The following is an 18,384-nucleotide window of genomic DNA, read 5'->3' on the forward strand; positions in this document are numbered from 1 at the left end:
TCTTTATTTGATTGCATAAAGTGAATGAAAGGTAATAATAACATGAATATAACTGACCAAATAACGATGTACAAAGACATCTGTCCTGAAAAAGTGGCAGTGCAGCTTGGAACTCGACAACTAACATACAGTGCTTTAGTTGACTCGATGAATCAAATTGCAAATGGCTTGTCGAATGTGGAACATTCATCAAAATCGAATATAGCCATATTAATGTCTAATTGTGTTGAATTCATTCAAATCTTCGTTGGAGTAGTCAAAGCTGGTTTGATACCTGTGCCACTTGATCCGAAATGGAGTGCATCTGAAATTCGATACGTATTGACAAAATGTGAGCCTGCTTTGTTGTTTGTCGAAGGAAGTTTAGCGGATAAAGTGGAAGAGGAAGGTATTCCAACTATAATAGTTGAGCCAGATGGCACGGAGGACGATTTTTCAAACTGGCTTGCTTCTAATGCAGCGGAAGAACCTATAACCCCTTTGATAAATGAAGTTTTATTTTTAGGTTTTACATCAGGAACAACAGGTACACCAAAAGGGTATATTCGTACACATTTATCTTGGCTAGAAAGCTTTTATTCAACGAATAAGGTATTTAATCTCAAGTTCTGTGACCATATATTAGCACCGGGACCTCTTGTCCATTCATTGTCATTATTTGCAGCAATCCAAACATTGTTTATAGGTGCGACTTTTCATATTATACGTAAATTTACACCAGCTGATGTACTGAAAGTTTGTCAGCACGTAGAAGAGACAACTATTTTCCTTGTTCCGACTATGATTTCAGCAATAATGGATTACGCAGTGAGGGCTCCGCATCCTTTTTATGTGCCAAAAGCGGTTATTTCTTCAGGAGCAAAATGGTCAGCAGCCTCTAAAGAAGGGGTAATGGAAGTATTTCCGAATCTGAATATTTATGAATTTTATGGTTCTTCAGAGGCCAGTTATATTTCCTATTTAACGCCTCAAAATAATAGATTAAAGCCAGATACAGTCGGTAAGCCATTTCCGCAAGTGAAAATTTCAATTAGAGATATGGGTGGCAAGGAAGTGAAGACAGGGGAAGTGGGTCAGTTATTTGTTTCAAGTGAGATGATATTTTCGGGTTATTTTCAGCAAGAGGATGAAACAAATAATGTTTTGAAAGACAATTGGTTAAAGTTAGGTGATTACGCAAGGCGGGATGAAGAGGGTTATCTTTACATAGAAGGTCGGGCAAAAAACATGATTGTAAGTGGGGGTCTGAACATATTTCCGGAAGAAATTGAACGGGTATTGATGCAATTACCGGAAATTGAAGCAGTAATGGTGACAAGTTTACCTGATGCTTACTGGGGTGAAAAGGTCATCGTACTTGTACAGTGGAAACAGGGATACACACTCAACTTACAAGAAGTAAAAAGCCATTGCCGGAAGTATCTGGCATCCTACAAAACCCCGCAAGAACTAATCGAAGTCACAGCATTTCCTTATACTAGTAGCGGGAAAATTGCGCGTAACCTTGTAAAACAACAAATGATAGAGGTGTGCCGATGAGAGAAGTTGTTATTGTAGAAGCGAAAAGGACACCTATAGGAAAATTAGGTGGTGTATTCAAAAATCTAGAACCAGAGGATTTACTAGCACCACTCATAAAACACCTTATCCATGAAAATAATATTCCGGCTTCAGAGATTGATGATGTGATCATTGGTAATACAGTGGGACCTGGTGGAAATATTGCTCGTAATGCTTTATTAACAGCAGGTTTACCCTACACGGTACCTGGTGTGACTGTCGACCGTCAATGTGGATCTGGGTTAGAAGCAGTGAACCAGGCTGCCCGTATGATTCAAAGCGGAGCAGGTCACATTTATTTAGCAGGTGGAGTTGAAAGCACTAGTCGAGCACCTTGGCGAATGAAAAAGCCAACCTCGCTTTATTCCTATCAACCGCCGGAAATTTATATGCGTGCTCGTTTTTCACCAGACAGTATAGGCGATCCAGATATGGGTATTGCGGCTGAAAATGTTGCAGAGAAATATGGGATTTCCCGCAAAGCACAAGATTTATTTGCGCTAGGCAGCCATGAAAAGGCTGTAAAATCTCAACGTGAAGGACGATTCACCGATGAAATAGTACCGATCACGGTTCAGTATGGTAAAGATTCAATCATTATTAGTGAAGATGAATGTCCACGAGCCAATACGAGCTTTGAAAAGTTACAGCAGTTATTGCCTGTATTTAAAAATGATGGTGTTGTAACAGCAGGAAATGCATGTCCTATCAACGATGGTGCAGCGCTTGTATTAATAATGTCTTTAGAAAAATGCGAGGAGCTAGGACTGCAGCCACTAATGAAATTTATTGATGCGCAAGCAGTTGGTGTAGACCCAAATTATTTGGGCATAGGTCCAGTATCTGCCGTCAATCAACTCCTTGCAAGGCATGACCTAACAGTCGATGATATCGATATAGTTGAGTTTAATGAAGCATTCGCCTCTCAAGTATTAGCGTCCATTCAAAGTCTAGGCATTCCGCAATTAAAGGTCAATCGTGGTGGTGGTGCCATTGCCATTGGCCATCCTTATGGAGCATCAGGAGCTATTTTAATGACCAGACTCTGCGCAGAGATGAAACGGCAGCCATTTATGAGAGGACTAGCAACCCTTGGCATTGGGGGAGGACTTGGGCTAGCCACATTAGTTGAACGATTTTCGAAGGAGTGAAGCCTTCCATTTTCATTAACAGTTTCGTATATAGCGAATAAGCTATTCACTGTGATTTGTGTGTTAAGAGCTCAACGCTAGTAAATGGAATATTGATGGTTTTTAGAGGAGGATCGAGGATGTTAACAGGGAAAGTGGCATTAGTGACAGGAGCTAGCCGGGGAATTGGACGAAGCGTTGCATTACGTTTAGCAAGAGAAGGAGCAGCTGTAGGTGTCAATGGAACGAATCCTGAAAAAGTAGCACAAGTCGTATCAGAAATTCATTCATTGGGTGGGCAGGCTATTGGGATCTGTGAGTCTATAGCATCAGTGTCTAGCGGTGAAATAATCGTCCCTCAGCTAATGGACGCATTTGGTCAGTTGGATATATTGGTGAACAATGCTGGCATCGTGCGTGATAAAAAATGCATCAATATGTCGGCAGCTCAATGGCAGGATGTGATTGACGTTCATTTAACGGGTACTTTCGCTTGTACAAAGGCAGCGATAAATGTTATGAAGGAACGCGGTCAAGGCGGATGTATCATCAATATGACGTCAACTGCAGGTTTATTAGGCTCAGTTTGTCAAGTGAATTATAGTGCAGCAAAAGCGGGAATCCTCGGTATGACGTGGACTTTGGCAGAAGAGCTGAAAAAAGACCATATTCGGGTCAATGCGATTTCTCCTGCAGCGCTCACTGATATGACAAAGTCTGTTATTGAGTATATTCAAGCTAAATGTACTGCGAATGACGAAGTGTTTCCACCCTTTTGGCAAGTAGGCACAGCAGATGAAGTGGCACATCTTATATATTTATTAACGACTATCGACGATTCGGAATTAACAGGTGAAGTATTTGGTGTGAACGGCTCGAAAATCAGTGTTTGGGAGAAGCCTAAACAAAGAATGCTCTCAAATGATCAGGGGCTAACTGCAGATATGCTCCTAGCAAAATGGCATGCACATCGTGACACAACTACTGATTAAAGAAGGTTTCCATTATGCTATGTTTTGAAGTTGTATCATTTTCTTATCCTAATAAGAAGCATGTTATTCAAAAACTTTCTTTTCAAATAGAAAAGGGAGAGTTTGTGGCAATTGTCGGCCCAAACGGTTCTGGTAAATCGACCATCTCCAAATTGGCAGATGGACTGATATTACCGAAAAAAGGCAGAGTTTTGTTTCAAGGCCTTGATACAAAACAAAAGGAAAATCTAGCAATAATTCGCAAATCAATAGGCATTATTTTTCAAAACCCAGAAGAACAGCTCATTACGACCAATGTATTCGATGAAGTAATCTTCGGTCTTGAAAATATCGCCTGTCCTCCCAGTGAGATGGTAGAAAGAGCAGAGGCTGCACTTGAAAAAGTAGGGATGCTTCCTTTTCGAGAGACTGAGCCACATAAACTCTCTGGTGGTCAAAAGCAGCGTGTTGCCATTGCTGCAATATTAGCAATGGAACCAAAACTCATTATTTTTGATGAATCTACGTCCATGATTGACCCTGATGGGAGACATCAAATTATATCCATCATGCGTCAATTGCATAATGAAGGTATTACCATTTTGCATATTACGCACCATATGGACGAAGTGTTATCAGCAACAAAAGTGATAGTAATTAATCAAGGACAGATTGTGTCTACCGGAACCCCTCTTGAAATCTTCCATAAGCCACAGATGCTAATAGACTGTCGTTTGGAATTACCCTTTGCATTAAAATTGAAAATGCAGATGCAGCAGGAGGAAGTAGAAGTGCCAATGCATATAACGGATATAGAAGGGATGGTAGAATACTTATGGAACTCGCGCTAGAGCATATTCAATATGATTATTACAGCCCTGCAACTCGCGAAGTAAAACAAGTATTAACAGATATCTCGTGTACCATTCCATCTGGAACATGGGTATCTATCATCGGGCAAACGGGATCAGGAAAGTCCACTTTAGCCAAAGTGATGCAAGGATTATTATGGCCGACAGTAGGCCAGAATACGATGGATGGGAAGCTAATAAGACCTAATAAAAAAGGAAAACCGACAATTTCTCCAGATGTGGGTCTTGTTTTTCAATATCCTGAACACCAATTATTTGAAACGACTGTTTTAAAAGAACTAGCTTTTGGCCCTAGAAATAGAGGATGGCATAAAGACGCTATCGTAAATAAGGCACAGCAAGTAATTGATTTAGTAGGCTTGGATGCAAGTTACCTAGAAAAATCTCCGCTTCATTTAAGTGGTGGAGAAAAAAGACGTGTTGCGATTGCGTCTGTCCTTATGTTAGAGCCCAAGATTCTTATTTTAGATGAACCCACTGCCGGATTAGATCCACTCGGTAGGCAGAGCATCTTACAAAACATAGAGGAGTGGCGACGACAAGGCAATCATACGGTTATATTGATTACACATCAAATGAATGACGTAGTGGAATATGCTGATGAAGTCATTGTGTTACACAAAGGGAAGCTGCAATTTCAAATGAACCCTATGTCATTGTTTTTGGATAAAAGGGAAGAACTACAATCCATGGGATTAGATATACCCGATACAGCGAAATTGTTACTAGCAATAGAGAAGGTGACAGGGCAAAGGATACAGGTAGCATCTTTGAAAGAATTAGATGTGATGCCTCAAGTGCTTACACTTCTAAAGGGAAGGAGATACCAATATGATTGAAAATGTCATTATTGGTCAGTATGTCGCTAGAGATTCCATCTTACATCGTTTAGACCCGCGAACAAAACTAATGGCCATAGCTATTTTTATGTTATTGGTTTTTTTCTTACATAGTTATATAAGTTATGTGCTAGTAACGTGTCTTGTTTTAGGTTGTCTAGCATGTTCAAAAATTCCACCATCCTTTTTTATAAAAGGATTATTGCCGATTCTATTTATTTTGAGCTTCACTTTTGTGTATCATTTATTTTTAACAAAAGGGGAGAATCTAATATTTCAATTTGGCTACTTGCATATTTATATGGAAGGAATTGTCGAAGGTTGCCGCGTCCTATTGAAAATTGTCCTCCTTGTTTTGATGACTTCATTATTAACTTTAACGACAAAGCCATTAGATATAGCGTACGGTCTAGAAACAATCATGAGACCTCTAAAAAAACTGCATGTACCAGTAGAACAATTTGCCTTAATGCTGTCGATTGCATTACGATTTATCCCAACTATTATTCAGGAGCTAGACCGCATCATTGATGCACAGCGCTCAAGAGGTGTGCAGTTTGATCATCAAAGCAAAGTTAAAAGAATTACGAATTATATTCCGGTCATTATTCCATTGTTATTAACTTCCATTCAAAGGGCCGAAAACTTATCGCTTGCGATTGATGCTCGTGCCTATCGTGATGGACGTAATAGAACTCGTTTTAAACTATTAAAATTTAAGAGTTTAGATTATTGGACACTAAGTATTTTATTGCTAGTTTTATTGGGCCTTTTATTTCTGAAGATTGGAGGAGAAGTGTTATAAAACCTTGTGCTATTAGAGTTAATTCATTATTAACTTCCTTACCCTTTACTCAGCGTCGTATTCAATAAGGTCGAATTAAATGTAATTAAAATGCAGCTTTATAACAAAAGGCTTGGCTCTCCGACGATTTCCCCGTTTTTACATTGCTTAAGACACTTGCTTAGCTCTTGAAAGACATTTTTATTTGGGCTTGAGGAACTGAGTCTAAACTATCCCCCTTTGCGACTGGAAACACCAATAGGTTTTCAGTTTTTTTGTTTTAGCTACCAAAAAAAGATTACATGCTATCGAGAAATGACAATGTTCACTAAGCCGGTTTTAATTTTATTATTCGCCCTCGATCAGGCTTGTTCTTCAACTTTTACCGCAAAACTGCTTCCAATATTATCAGTTTGTTCCTTTTGACATTTTCAAGATTCAGGAATATACTTTCTTATAACTTAAAAAGTTTACCTATCGCAACATTTTGAGTTGCGTGTAAAAAGGGGTTGAAATAGTTATGTCTGATTCTGGTGAATTACATCAATCCTCTTCTAGGGGAATTAAAACACTGCTTCCTTATCTAGGTCCAGCATTTATAGCCGCTGTAGCCTATATTGATCCAGGGAATTATGCTACAAATATTACAGCAGGTTCTAAATATGGTTATACATTATTATGGGTTATCTTTGCTTCTAATTTAATGGCTGTTCTAATCCAATCATTGTCTGCTAAATTAGGAATTGCCACAGGGAAAAATCTTCCTGAGCTATGCAGGGAGAGATTTTCAAAAAAGACATCTTTCTTATTATGGCTACAGGCTGAAGCGGTTATCATGGCAACCGATTTGGCTGAATTTATAGGTGCGGCACTCGGAATCTATTTGCTTTTTGATCTGCCGCTTATCACATCTGCCATTATTGCGGCGATAGGCTCTTTTGCCATATTGGAAATCCAGCGTAGAGGATATCGGACATTCGAAGCCTTGATCACGGTCATGATTTTTGTTGTAGTTATTGCATTTGGGGCTCAAGTTTTTTATGCAAAACCTGATACTTCTGCAGTTGTTCTGGGACTCTTCACTCCAAAATTCGAGGGGGTAGATAGTATTTTACTATCTGCGGGCATGCTTGGAGCGACAGTCATGCCACATGCGATTTACCTTCATTCTTCTTTAACACAGAAAAGAATTGTCGGTAAAAACGATTTAGAACGAAAAAAGATTTTTCGTTTTGAGCTAATCGATATTATTATAGCTATGCTTATTGCAGGTGCAATCAATGCCGCCATGGTAATTGTTTCAGCAGCTTTGTTTCATAAAAGTGGAATACTTGTTGAGGATTTAGATGTTGCGTATCAACAATTTGGTGCCCTGCTTGGACCTTCTGTGGCGATGTTTTTTGGGATAGGATTATTGTTTGCAGGATTATCAAGCTCTTCCGTTGGTGTGATGACAGGTGATGTAGTCATGCAGGGTTTTATTAAAAGGCATATACCGATTTATTTGAGAAGAGTCATTACGACAGTTCCTCCTTTAGCCATTATATTGTGGGGAGTAAACCCATCTAAAGCACTTGTGATGAGTCAAGTGGTTCTCTCGTTTGGAATTGCATTTGCTTTAATTCCGTTAATCATGTTTACGAGCAATAAAAAGGTTATGGGCAATCTAGTCAATCATAAAGTCACCTCCAGCATAGCCGGGCTTATCGCTGTACTTATTATCGGGCTGAATTTGTTCCTGCTTTATGAAACAATTTTCAGCTAAAGAGAAGGAAAGATTATGTCTGGAGAATGGAACGTGGATTTTATGGAGCAGCATGATTCGGTACAGCCTTATTCCCATAGCATTAATTAGAATGAAAGAAAAGTTGAAGGACCAGGTACTGGTCCTTTTTCCGTTGCTTATAACAGTCAGATGGAGGCTGACATGGCTGAATGTGAACCTTTAATTGATTAATTCGACCTTGCGATTGATTAAATCGACCTTCACCAGATTAATTCGACCTTCACATAGATTAATTCGGCCGTGCGATTATTAATTCGACCTTCACTAGATTAATTCGGCCGTGCGATTATTAATTCGACCTTCACTAGATTAATTCGACCGTGCGATTATTAATTCGACCTTCACTAGATTAATTCGACCGTGCGATTATTAATTCGACCTTCACTAGATTAATTCGACCGTGCGATTGATTAAATCGACCTTCACTAGATTAATTCGACCGTGCGATTAATTAATTCGACCTTCACATAGGATAATCCGTCCTTGGCTCCGATTAATCCCTGATAATACCGTGACTTGTCCCAATCAAAACTTCCTTTTCCTTTTGATTGCGGTAAACGAATTTAAGGGCAATTTTTTTGAAACCTTCCATCTGTTCTACTTCTGTCAAAATTAACTCACATGTAATGGTGTCGCCTGTAAATACAGGACGAATGAATTCATTGACCATTTCACGGGCGATGTAGTTCAAATCGCCTCCGATTTTAGTCCCTATACTTGCTGTTAATAATCCATGTACCATTAATCGCCCTTTTTCATCGCGTTCCATATGATGTCTGCCTTGGTCTCCTGAAAGTTCAGCGAATTGTAACGTTTCTTCTTCAGTAAAGGTCCGTTCCCACGTATATACATCCCCAGGTTTCAGCATAATGTTTCTTCCTCCCTAAAATATCTAGATTTCCAATGTCTAACATATAAAATATAACACGTTTAAATAATAAATGAATAACCATTCATAATAAAATACATGCGGTTATTCGAACGTTATGTGATTAAACTTTACGTAAAATTCGGTGAGAGTCAGGAATTTTGTAAATTTACCTATTATGTTAATGGCATTTGGGATTACCCATGATTATTGGGTGGATATCGGCAAGTCAGCGAATTTTATAATTCTGCCAGGTGAAGAATACTGTCGACGGGAACCAGACTGCAGGTATATATGTAAAAAAGGCAAGTTGGTTGAGACACTGAACCTGCGATAACGAGATGGCATAAAGAATTGCTGTAAAGGAAAGACTGAGAACTTTCAGTCTTTTTTTTGCTTAAAGGAATTCCCTGAATTCAAGTTAAAGGCAGGTATTCCCAATTGGAATTATGGTAAAATTAAATGGAGAACAGGAAGGAATGATAGTGACGAATGAATACTCATTTTTTCTTTGCTTTGGTATTACCTGATGATATAAAGACTTATTTAAATGATGCAACAGAACAAATTAAATCGGAGTTTCCATTTAAGAAATGGCTGCATCAAGCCGATTATCATATTACGATGGCGTTTTTAGGGAATGCTCCTGATTCTATGAAAAAGGATGCCCTAGGGCGAGTGGAAAGTGAGCTTGCCAATGAGACCATGTTTGACCTTGAACTCGGGGATATTGGGGTTTTTGGAAAAAATGAGAGCCCAAGAATTCTTTGGGCAGGTGTCAAACAGCAAGACAGACTTTTTACCATTCAAAGAAAAATCTATGAATCGTGTGTGCAGGCCGGCTTTGAACTGGATAAAAAACAGTTTAAGCCGCATATAACGCTGGCAAGAAAATTCGAGGGTGAGAGTCTCTTTTCGATAGAAAGGGTCCGGCAGATAGCAAATTTGGAGACTAAGCATTTTGAAGCAGCTCAGATTGCGCTTTATCAAACACATCTTGGAGCTTCCCCTTCATACGAACAGATTTTTACAATAAACCTTCAATAATAGAGGAAGATGGGTGGTGTTCGAATGGCACAGCTCATAAAAATGCAGGATTATATTTCTCGGTATGAGCAGGATATTTATCGATATCCAACACAATTTGCAAAATTAAAAAAACAGCAATGGGATAAATTGAAGGCTGCTTATCACGCGGGCGAGCTAAATCAGCTGTATAGCCAACCTGATGTAATGGAAACCCTTGTACAGGACGATACACCTCATGAGGAGCCACGGGGCTTGTTCAACAAGGTGAAAGGCCTATTCCACCGTTCAGATAAACAAGCGCTAGAGGTCGAGGAGCAACAAATACCGAACCTGGCTAGAAATGAAAATGTCTTTTCATTAAGATTTCCCTCTAATCCAGCTAATCTGGATGAATTAAAACAGAATTTTTTAAATCAGCTGCTCCGATTTCAAATGAAGTGGGGCAGCTCGACGCTTCGTGAAAAGTCATTTGTGGACCAATCATTCTTTTTGGATGAAAGGCTCCGCTTTTTTCTGCAGCGGTTTCCGGATACGTTTCTCGTTTTATACAAACCTATCTTTCTATTGAAAAATGCGCCTGTCGAAGTCGATGTCATTTTATTAACGCCTGTGGATGCCTGGTGCATCACATTTTTGGAAGCGGAGGAAGATTCGGCTTTTATTGGATCGAGCGATCGATTCTGGGTCCGCCGGCATCATAAGTATCCTGACAAAAAAGTGCTCAATCCATTATTGGCTGTCAATCGGATGGGAAACATCGTCTCCCAGTTATTTGAACTATATGAAGTGAACTTGCCGATAAAAAAAGTGGTTCTCTCCCGAAATGGATATGTGGATTACCCGGAAACGCCGTATGATATCGATATATTGGATAAACGGACATTCCCGGAATGGTTTGAAAGGATGCGGACAATTTCTTCTCCCCTTAAGGCTCAGCAGTTAAAAGGTGCGCAGGCTTTGCTGGAATATTGCCAAACTACTTCAAGCATACGACCAGAATGGGATACCGATAATAATCAAGCAGAGGGAAAAGGGCATGCAGCGCCTTAATGAAACGATGTATTTCATTGTCAATCCAATGGCCGGAAATAAAGGAAGTATTAAAACCTGGAAAAAGGTCGAGGAAATACTGAAATCAGAAGATGTTCCCTATGAGGTCTTTTTTACGAAAGAAAAAGGGCATGCGTTAAGGTTGACGAAGGAAATTCTTTCCCAGACTAATCAGAAAACCCGAATGATTGCAGTTGGGGGAGATGGTACCTTACATGAATTGGTAAATGGTGCTGCTGAGTTTCCTCATGCAATCATTGGCTCCCTTGCAGCTGGGTCTGGCAATGATTATGTAAGGGGAGTTCAGAAAACCAAGAGTGCAGAGGAAGCCCTTTCTTTATTTCAGGATAATGTCGTCAGGGTTATTGACATCGGGCAGTTTGAGACGAATGGTCAGACCGGTTATTTTATGAACAGCCTTGGAATGGGTATTGATGCTGAAATATCTTATGAAGCGGACCGTTCTCCTCTAAAAAAATGGTTTAATCTTGTGAAAACGGGTAAATTAATTTATCTGTTTATTTTTATAAAAAAGCTATTCACTTATCAGCCTAGTTATATGAATTTGACTGTTGATGGCAACATACATCAGTTAAAAAAGGTATGGTTCATTGTTATCGCAAACCAGCCCTACTTTGGTGGCGGGATGAAAATTTCACCGAAGTCAAAGCCAGACGATGAGAAATTGTTGGGATGGATGAAGTAGCAGTAGAGGTTCTGAAAGAGAAAATCTGTGTCATGTTTAATGGCCGTATTTCATTATAAGTTTTGAAATGATTTATTTGTTGTTGTTTTATGCGTATAATCGTTTTATAGTACTTGACGAAGAAACGGTATTTCAACTAAAATTTAATTTATGGCTATTGTTTAATTGCTCAATAGCTATTTTTTTATTTCTCTAATATGAGGATGTTTTTAATTGCGGGGTATCATCCCGATGCACGTATACACGCAGCTTCGCCAACAGGCGGGTTTTTTATTAAACATGGACTCAAAGTAGTGGTAATACATACACTAGGTGAAACGTACCCACATTTGTATAATTAAGCGAGGAAATCGAAGGTGAACCAGTTGGAACATTTATTAGGTCAGGAGTGGGATATATCCCCTGCTGGAGGAGCTACAGGAGAAGCCTTTATTGCCGAGAAAGATGGACAGAAGCTCTTCCTAAAACGAAATTCATCGCCATTTTTAGCTGTTCTTTCAGCTGAGGGCATTGTTCCAAAGTTAATGTGGACAAAACGCTTGGAAAATGGGGATGTAATTACGGCCCAGCATTGGATGGAAGGCAGGGAGCTATCTCAGCAGGAAATGAACAATATAAGAGTCGCAAAGCTGCTTCAAAAAATTCATCAATCCGATCCTTTGTTAAGCATGCTCAAAAGGCTTGGGAAATCCCCTTTACGACCTGAAAGTATACTTACAGAAATAGAAACCGGGTTATCTTCGGATGTTACGGATATTCCGATTATCAAGCAAGCCATTCATTTTTTACAGAACAATCTTCTGTTGATTGAATGCGACGAAAAAGTCGTCTGTCATTGTGATGTGAACCACAATAATTGGCTCATGACCGAAACTGACGGATTGTTTCTAATTGATTGGGACGGAGCAGTCATTGGCGATCCAGCCATTGACCTGGGCATACTCTTGTATTCCTACGTCCCAAGGGAAGAATGGAATCAGTGGCTTGCCCGTTATGGCAAGAAGCTTGACGCAGGCCTGGAGATGAGGATGAAATGGCACACGGTTTCACAACTTGTGCTTTCCATCCAATGGCATCATCGTAGAAAACGGTACGAGGAAAGAAACGATTTACTTCATAAACTTGAAACGCTATTAATGGCTGGCTGATTAGTATTGATCAATGTCATCCACCCATTGGGACAAGTCGTTCTGGTGGGTTGTTATATGTGCTTCTAAATCGGCGGCACCGATTCCTGTCTGACTGTATTCGTAAATCTCCGTCAGTACTGTTTTCACGTTACTATCAATATCCATATTGATCATCAAGGATTTGACGAGCCTCTCAACCTGTTCGCATTCAGAAACGGAACCGCAGCAGTCTGTTTGATGGTTGGTTAATATATCTTTTAATAGTTCCATTTGATGTTCGTGGGATAGCGGCATATAATTCCACTCCTTTCTTAAATAGTAAAAGTGAGCCTGGATAAAAGGGATTCTCAGGTGATTTTCCCTGCCCTTCACTTATTTATGGTGTGTGTTGCGGAAAGTTTTATACATGAAAACTACAGAGACTGTCGCCATGATGGCCGGCAGTTTTTTTATTTAATGAATGGGCCCTCGCCGGCGGTTCCTGAAAAAATCAGCTTGCAGGAATCCATCTACTCGTGTTATGGTTTGAACGATTATATTATAAATAGGGGTGTCATCATGCGTTTAAGAAATAAACCTTGGGCTGAAGACCGTTTGAATGATTTTCCGCAATATGTGATTCAGCAGCCAGTGAGCCATAAAGGTAAATGGCATGAAGTATTCGGTAACGATAATCCGTTATATATTGAAGTGGGTACGGGAAAAGGCCGATTTATAACAGAAATGGCGAAAGCCCATCCTGATGTGAATTTCATTGGAATTGAAGTATATAGAAGCGTCATTGTAGCGGCACTCGACTTGTTAATTGAAGCAGAAGTGCCAAATTTAAAGTTGTTAAATGTTGATGCAGCGAACTTAGGAGAATATTTTGCTAAAGGTGACGTAGATCGCGTCTACTTGAATTTCTCTGATCCATGGCCGAAATCACGTCATGCCAAACGCCGGTTAACGTATAAAACTTTCCTTGAGGTCTATGAAGGCATTCTTCCAGATCAAGGGGAAATCCACTTTAAAACGGATAACCAAGGACTATTTGAGTCTTCCTTGATGAGTATTTCCGAGTACGGCATGCTTTTAAAATATGTAAGTCTTGATTTGCATAACAGCAGCTTTGAAGGAAATATCATGACTGAATATGAAGAGAAGTTCTCGAGTAAAGGCAATCGGATTTACCGGTTGGAAGCAAAGTTTCAATAATAATTGATGAAAAACCAGGTGCACAGCATCTGGTTTTTTGTTTTTGGGCAGATTTAGATAAATTAGTGATGTCAGTGATTATGACGCTTCCATTTTGAATAAGGTTAGGCCATATTTTCGCAATCTCTTTCAATGCCTTTCATGGGAAATAAAGAGCTGGATGTTATCAATTTCAATAAATGGAAGCAGATGTTAAACTAAAGAGAGAGGAGGGGTAAAAATGGAAACTTTGCAAATAGGGGAAATTAAATTAACATGGCTGAATGGTGGTGTAACCCACTTGGATGGCGGTGCGATGTTTGGTGTTGTACCGAAACCGCTTTGGTCTAAGAAGTATCCGGTTAACGAAAATAACCAGATTGAGTTGAGGACGGATCCGATTTTAGTTCAGGCAAATGGATTAAATATGCTTATAGATTCCGGAATTGGTAATGGGAAGATGAATGACAAGCAAAAACGAAATTTTGGGGTAACGGAAGAATCCCAACTCATTGAGGATTTAGGCAAGCTTGGGATTCAACCAAATGATATCGATTACATTTTAATGACTCATCTGCATTTCGACCATGCCTGCGGATTGACGAAACGTGAAGGTGAAGCTTGGGTTCCTGTTTTCGAACGCGCAGAAATTATTACGACTCAAATTGAATGGAAGGAAATGCAAAACCCGAATATTCGTTCAAAAAGTACATATTGGTCAGAAAACTGGGAAGCTGTTGCTTCACTTGTTCGCCCGTTTAATGGAGAGAAAGAAATCACTGAAGGCATAAAAATGATTCATACCGGCGGACATAGCGATGGACATGCGATTATCATCATTGAAGATGGTTTGGACAGGCTGATTCATATGGCTGATATTATGCCGACACATGCCCATGCGAATGTACTTTGGGTACTTGCTTACGATGATTACCCAATGACTTCCATCCAGGCGAAGGAAAAGTGGATGAAATCCGGACTGGAAAACGGGTCGTGGTACAGCTTTTACCATGATGCTCACTATTGTGCCATAAAATGGAATGAAACGGGTAAAGAAATAACGGCTGAACTGAAACGAAAGCGATAAGGATAACAAAAAAGGAGGACGTCATTTTGACGACCTCCTTTTTGTTTCAATCGTTTTGCGCATTAAGCTCCAAAATTGTTCCTGTAGAGGCATCCGCTACAAATTCGAATTGCTCGCGTTTTCCCTCTGTGTTTCTAGTAATGCCGCCTTTATACACTTCATAGTCTAAATTATTTTTTTTGTAGTTTTCCGGCTTCATCAAAATCCATGAGCCATATATGTTTCCGTCCTTTTTGACTGTTTCCTTCACTTGGGCTAACACTTTATCCGGAGAAGGATTACTTGATTGATCCAAAATTTGTTTTGTCGCATAGCCGGCAGCGAACCCAGCTACAGTGCCTAGTAAAAACGTTTTCCAATTCATGAATTTCTCCTCCATTGCTTTTTTTCCATCACGCTTTCTAGTATACAGAAGAACTCTTTATTTGACTAATAATTTGAAATTTTAACCATTAACTGATAAATTAGAACTTTCAAGTGTAACATTATTCTAAGTTATGTAAAATAGTAATAAATAACACATAGTTAAGGAGTAGAAAGATGAATCATGAGACTTTAGCGCTTTTTAAAACATTGACAGAATTACCAGGTGCCTCAGGAAATGAACATGCTGTTCGGAGTTTCATGAAGAGTGAGCTTGAAAAATATTCAGATGAAATAATTCAAGACCGCCTTGGTGGAATCTTTGGTGTAAAAAGAGGGAATGAAGAAGGACCAACTGTACTTGTTGCTGGACATATGGATGAAGTGGGCTTTATGGTCACTTCGGTAACAGAAAACGGAATGCTCCGCTTTCAGACTCTAGGTGGCTGGTGGAGTCAGGTACTTTTGGCGCAAAGGGTTGAAATCATCACTGATAACGGACCGGTTATTGGCGTCATTGGTTCGATCCCGCCTCATTTGTTAGATGAATCGCAACGCTCAAAACCAATGGACATTAAAAATATGCTGATTGATATCGGAGCAGATGATAAGGAAGATGTGAAGAGAATTGGTGTCAAACCAGGTCAGCAGATTGTACCGATATGTCCTTTCACACCGATGGCTAACGAGAAAAAAATTCTTGCAAAAGCATGGGATAATCGTTATGGATGTGGACTGGCGATTGAGTTGTTAAAAGATTTAAAAGATGAAACTTTACCAAATATCTTATACTCCGGAGCAACGGTACAGGAGGAGGTAGGATTGCGTGGTGCAAAAACAGCAGCGTATATGATCAAACCGGATCTTTTCTTCGCCCTAGATGCAAGTCCAGCAAACGATATGTCAGGCAGTAAAAGTGAATTCGGCCAGCTTGGAAAAGGAGCCCTACTCCGTATTTTTGACCGGTCGATGGTCACACATCGCGGCATGAGGGAATTTATCCTTGATACTGCTGAATCTAATGATATCCCATATCAATATTTTGTTTCCCAAGGCGGCACGGATGCCGGACAAGTCCATATTGCAAATGAAGGTATTCCAAGTGGCGTGATTGGCATTTGTTCGCGCTATATTCATACACATGCGTCCATGATTCATATTGATGATTATGCGGCAGCTCGTGAACTGATTGGGAAATTAGTTCGTGCATGTGATAAAACGACATTTGAGACATTAAAAAATAACGGCTAATAGAGGAAGCTGAAATGGAAAGGGGTGCAGTCATGTATCCTTTTCCAGCAGCTTTTTTTACATAGAAAGAAGGTAACTATTTTGAAAATAGCAGTAGGCAGTAAAAATCCGGCGAAAGTAAAGGCAGTGTTCGACGTTTACGAAGAAGCTGAAATCATTTCACTTCAAGTAGAAAGCGGGGTCTCGGAACAGCCATTTTCTGATGAGGAAACAATGAATGGAGCGATAACGCGCGCCCAAAATTGCTTGAGCCAAAGCGATGCCGAAATCGGAATCGGTCTTGAAGGCGGTGTCGTAAAGATGAATCACGGCCTATTCGTATGCAACTGGGGGGCGATGGCTACGAAGGATGGAGAGATCTACATCGCCGGTGGAGCTAGAATTCCACTCCCGGAAATTGTCGCTGAACGGTTACTAAATGGTGAAGAGTTGGGTCCGGTCATGGACGACTTCACTAAGAAAGCGAATATTAGCAAAAAAGAAGGAGCAATCGGAGTGTTTACAAATGAGCAAATCACCCGAGCTGAAATGTTCCTTCATATTATGAGAATGCTAGCAGGTCAGCACGAGTATAAGAAAAAAATGCAAAAGTGAGATTTTGTCCAATGGCTTTTGATTTAACTATTTTGACCTTTTGAAAGGCCAACTAAAAGTTAGTGAGACACTGGTTTTATAGGGTTTAACCATACTACCATCGATGTGCCAAATGCAAAGGATTGCTTTGAAGGGATTGACTGAAAAGATAGGTGAAGAAAGAAGACAGTCACAACAAAGCAGAAATTGACAGGATTTAAGTTAACAGGGTTGCTAGAATAGATTACAAGGAGTGAGTGGTATGGGATGGGTTGAATCAATCCAAAAGGCAATCAACTATATGGAGGAGCATTTACTAGATGACCTAACCATTGAAAGTATTTCCAGACAAGCGAATGCCTCAGCCTTTCATTTTCAACGGACGTTCACCATATTAACGGACATATCCGTTGGTGAATATGTCCGGCGTCGAAGGCTGACTTTAGCTGCTCAGGAGATATCACGCACAAATTGCAAGATTATTGATTTAGCATACAAGTATGGCTATGACACTCCCGAGGCTTTTTCAAAGGCTTTTCGAAGGCAGCATGGAGTATCTCCAAGTGAAGCACGAAAGTATATTGGGAAGCTGACATTCTATGAACGCCTGGTAATACAGGTAATTCTGAAAGGGGAAATACCGATGAAATACAATATTATTGAAAGAGATTCCTTTCAAGTAATTGGAATCAAGCGAGAGTTTTCATTAGTTAATGGAGAAAATTTAATTGGAATTCCAAAGCTTTGGGACAAAGTGAATTCGGATGGAACCGACGATCAGTTAGGAAAGTTGAACAATGGCCAAATAAAAGGGCTACTGGGAGTATGTGTTGACAAACGAATATTGGAACAAAATGAGACTATGGATTATTGGATAGCGACAGAGTATGACGCTCAAGTGCCAGAAGGGTATTCAAGCCTAACAATTCCGGCCTCCAAATGGGTTATATTTGAAGTTCACGGACCAATGCCAGATGCTATTCAAGAAGTTTGGAAACGAATTTTTTCGGAATGGTTTCCTACAAGCGGTTATGAACATGCTGGAACTTTTGAAATGGAAGTATACACAGACGATGATGCTTCAAACCCTGATTACTACTCCGAGATTTGGATTCCTGTTAAATAGATAGAAGAGTAAGGTCTAATATATTTGTTTTCGCTTGTAGAGAAAGTTTATTTAATTTCCCTACAAGCTTTTTATTTTGAAGG

At 39.8% G+C, this 18,384-nt stretch carries 19 protein-coding genes; 16 read left to right on the plus strand and 3 right to left on the minus strand.

Annotated elements, in window-relative coordinates; translation table 11 throughout:
* The first annotated feature begins 42 nt into the window (after positions 1-42).
* From JFU24_RS22960 to JFU24_RS22990, 7 genes are all read left to right on the plus strand, one after another.
* On the plus strand, positions 43-1,539 hold the full coding sequence (locus JFU24_RS22960; protein ID WP_201250556.1) for an AMP-binding protein: 1,497 nt from the start codon (positions 43-45) through the stop codon (positions 1,537-1,539).
* Positions 1,536-2,711 carry a thiolase family protein gene (locus JFU24_RS22965; RefSeq protein WP_201250557.1) on the plus strand — a complete coding sequence of 392 codons (1,176 nt, stop codon included), beginning with the start codon at positions 1,536-1,538 and terminating at the stop codon, positions 2,709-2,711. Before JFU24_RS22960 ends, JFU24_RS22965 begins: the two co-directional genes overlap by 4 nt.
* A 119-nt stretch (positions 2,712-2,830) precedes the next feature.
* Positions 2,831-3,682 (plus strand): SDR family NAD(P)-dependent oxidoreductase, encoded by an 852-nt coding sequence (locus tag JFU24_RS22970; RefSeq protein ID WP_201250558.1) that lies wholly within the window; start codon positions 2,831-2,833, stop codon positions 3,680-3,682.
* 14 nt (positions 3,683-3,696) lie between these two features.
* Complete coding sequence (locus JFU24_RS22975) at positions 3,697-4,512, plus strand: energy-coupling factor transporter ATPase (RefSeq protein WP_201250559.1); 816 nt, start codon at positions 3,697-3,699, stop codon at positions 4,510-4,512.
* On the plus strand, positions 4,497-5,372 hold the full coding sequence (locus JFU24_RS22980) for an ATP-binding cassette domain-containing protein (protein WP_201250560.1): 876 nt from the start codon (positions 4,497-4,499) through the stop codon (positions 5,370-5,372). Before JFU24_RS22975 ends, JFU24_RS22980 begins: the two co-directional genes overlap by 16 nt.
* A complete protein-coding gene (locus JFU24_RS22985; protein ID WP_201250561.1) occupies positions 5,365-6,177 on the plus strand; it encodes an energy-coupling factor transporter transmembrane component T family protein in 813 nt (270 codons plus the stop codon). The genes JFU24_RS22980 and JFU24_RS22985 overlap by 8 nt, the downstream gene beginning before the upstream one ends.
* A gap of 499 nt (positions 6,178-6,676) precedes the next feature.
* Complete coding sequence (locus JFU24_RS22990; RefSeq protein WP_201250562.1) at positions 6,677-7,921, plus strand: Nramp family divalent metal transporter; 1,245 nt, start codon at positions 6,677-6,679, stop codon at positions 7,919-7,921.
* A 514-nt stretch (positions 7,922-8,435) separates the two neighbouring features.
* Here the strand turns inward: JFU24_RS22990 and JFU24_RS22995 are convergent.
* Positions 8,436-8,813 carry a MaoC/PaaZ C-terminal domain-containing protein gene (locus JFU24_RS22995; RefSeq protein WP_152952308.1) on the minus strand — a complete coding sequence of 126 codons (378 nt, stop codon included), beginning with the start codon at positions 8,811-8,813 and terminating at the stop codon, positions 8,436-8,438.
* A 489-nt stretch (positions 8,814-9,302) separates the two neighbouring features.
* Here JFU24_RS22995 and thpR point away from each other — a divergent pair, with 489 nt between their 5' ends.
* The 4 genes from thpR (at position 9,303) to JFU24_RS23015 (ending at position 12,743) form a co-directional block, all read left to right on the plus strand.
* A complete protein-coding gene (gene thpR / locus JFU24_RS23000; protein ID WP_201186230.1) occupies positions 9,303-9,857 on the plus strand; it encodes an RNA 2',3'-cyclic phosphodiesterase in 555 nt (184 codons plus the stop codon).
* Between the two features lie 24 nt (positions 9,858-9,881).
* The gene (locus JFU24_RS23005) at positions 9,882-10,889 is read left to right on the plus strand and encodes an NERD domain-containing protein (protein WP_201250563.1); all 1,008 of its coding nucleotides are present in this window, start codon (positions 9,882-9,884) and stop codon (positions 10,887-10,889) included.
* Positions 10,876-11,595: a diacylglycerol/lipid kinase family protein gene (locus JFU24_RS23010; protein ID WP_201250564.1), complete on the plus strand. Its 720-nt coding sequence runs from the start codon at positions 10,876-10,878 to the stop codon at positions 11,593-11,595. Before JFU24_RS23005 ends, JFU24_RS23010 begins: the two co-directional genes overlap by 14 nt.
* A gap of 365 nt (positions 11,596-11,960) precedes the next feature.
* Positions 11,961-12,743 (plus strand): phosphotransferase family protein, encoded by a 783-nt coding sequence (locus JFU24_RS23015; protein ID WP_201187993.1) that lies wholly within the window; start codon positions 11,961-11,963, stop codon positions 12,741-12,743.
* Here JFU24_RS23015 and JFU24_RS23020 read toward each other — a convergent pair whose 3' ends face one another.
* Complete coding sequence (locus JFU24_RS23020; RefSeq protein ID WP_201250565.1) at positions 12,744-13,019, minus strand: YtzH-like family protein; 276 nt, start codon at positions 13,017-13,019, stop codon at positions 12,744-12,746.
* Positions 13,020-13,283: 264 nt separating this feature from the next.
* On the opposite strand from JFU24_RS23020, the gene trmB reads away from it, so the two are divergent.
* Both trmB and JFU24_RS23030 read left to right on the plus strand, forming a co-directional pair.
* Positions 13,284-13,922 (plus strand): tRNA (guanosine(46)-N7)-methyltransferase TrmB, encoded by a 639-nt coding sequence (trmB, locus tag JFU24_RS23025; protein WP_053348155.1) that lies wholly within the window; start codon positions 13,284-13,286, stop codon positions 13,920-13,922.
* A gap of 220 nt (positions 13,923-14,142) precedes the next feature.
* Positions 14,143-14,988, plus strand: a complete 846-nt coding sequence (locus JFU24_RS23030) for a YtnP family quorum-quenching lactonase (RefSeq protein WP_201250566.1) — start codon at positions 14,143-14,145, stop codon at positions 14,986-14,988.
* 46 nt (positions 14,989-15,034) lie between these two features.
* Here the strand turns inward: JFU24_RS23030 and JFU24_RS23035 are convergent, their stop codons facing one another.
* Complete coding sequence (locus tag JFU24_RS23035; RefSeq protein WP_053347337.1) at positions 15,035-15,352, minus strand: PepSY domain-containing protein; 318 nt, start codon at positions 15,350-15,352, stop codon at positions 15,035-15,037.
* A gap of 176 nt (positions 15,353-15,528) precedes the next feature.
* Between JFU24_RS23035 and JFU24_RS23040 the strand changes: the two genes are divergently transcribed.
* The 3 genes from JFU24_RS23040 (at position 15,529) to JFU24_RS23050 (ending at position 18,301) form a co-directional block, all read left to right on the plus strand.
* Entirely contained in the window at positions 15,529-16,602 is a 1,074-nt protein-coding gene (locus JFU24_RS23040) for a M42 family metallopeptidase (RefSeq protein WP_053347336.1), read from the plus strand.
* Positions 16,603-16,683: 81 nt separating this feature from the next.
* Entirely contained in the window at positions 16,684-17,196 is a 513-nt protein-coding gene (locus JFU24_RS23045) for a DUF84 family protein (RefSeq protein WP_053347335.1), read from the plus strand.
* Positions 17,197-17,437: 241 nt separating this feature from the next.
* Positions 17,438-18,301, plus strand: a complete 864-nt coding sequence (locus JFU24_RS23050) for an AraC family transcriptional regulator (RefSeq protein WP_201250567.1) — start codon at positions 17,438-17,440, stop codon at positions 18,299-18,301.
* Positions 18,302-18,384 lie beyond the last annotated feature (83 nt).

This window comes from Peribacillus sp. TH27 (assembly GCF_016650915.1).
Classification (GTDB): Bacteria; Bacillota; Bacilli; order Bacillales; family DSM-1321; genus Peribacillus; species Peribacillus butanolivorans.

Bases quoted from the DNA above. Each gene is read 5' to 3' on its own strand.
- JFU24_RS22960 (WP_201250556.1), top strand. From the start codon at position 43: ATGAATATAACTGACCAAATAACGATGTACAAAGACATCTGTCCTGAA.
- JFU24_RS22965 (WP_201250557.1), top strand. From the start codon at position 1,536: ATGAGAGAAGTTGTTATTGTAGAAGCGAAAAGGACACCTATAGGAAAA.
- JFU24_RS22970 (WP_201250558.1), top strand. From the start codon at position 2,831: ATGTTAACAGGGAAAGTGGCATTAGTGACAGGAGCTAGCCGGGGAATT.
- JFU24_RS22975 (WP_201250559.1), top strand. From the start codon at position 3,697: ATGCTATGTTTTGAAGTTGTATCATTTTCTTATCCTAATAAGAAGCAT.
- JFU24_RS22980 (WP_201250560.1), top strand. From the start codon at position 4,497: ATGGAACTCGCGCTAGAGCATATTCAATATGATTATTACAGCCCTGCA.
- JFU24_RS22985 (WP_201250561.1), top strand. From the start codon at position 5,365: ATGATTGAAAATGTCATTATTGGTCAGTATGTCGCTAGAGATTCCATC.
- JFU24_RS22990 (WP_201250562.1), top strand. From the start codon at position 6,677: ATGTCTGATTCTGGTGAATTACATCAATCCTCTTCTAGGGGAATTAAA.
- thpR (WP_201186230.1), top strand. From the start codon at position 9,303: ATGAATACTCATTTTTTCTTTGCTTTGGTATTACCTGATGATATAAAG.
- JFU24_RS23005 (WP_201250563.1), top strand. From the start codon at position 9,882: ATGGCACAGCTCATAAAAATGCAGGATTATATTTCTCGGTATGAGCAG.
- JFU24_RS23010 (WP_201250564.1), top strand. From the start codon at position 10,876: ATGCAGCGCCTTAATGAAACGATGTATTTCATTGTCAATCCAATGGCC.
- JFU24_RS23020 (WP_201250565.1), bottom strand. From the start codon at position 13,019: ATGCCGCTATCCCACGAACATCAAATGGAACTATTAAAAGATATATTA.
- trmB (WP_053348155.1), top strand. From the start codon at position 13,284: ATGCGTTTAAGAAATAAACCTTGGGCTGAAGACCGTTTGAATGATTTT.
- JFU24_RS23030 (WP_201250566.1), top strand. From the start codon at position 14,143: ATGGAAACTTTGCAAATAGGGGAAATTAAATTAACATGGCTGAATGGT.
- JFU24_RS23035 (WP_053347337.1), bottom strand. From the start codon at position 15,352: ATGAATTGGAAAACGTTTTTACTAGGCACTGTAGCTGGGTTCGCTGCC.
- JFU24_RS23040 (WP_053347336.1), top strand. From the start codon at position 15,529: ATGAATCATGAGACTTTAGCGCTTTTTAAAACATTGACAGAATTACCA.
- JFU24_RS23050 (WP_201250567.1), top strand. From the start codon at position 17,438: ATGGGATGGGTTGAATCAATCCAAAAGGCAATCAACTATATGGAGGAG.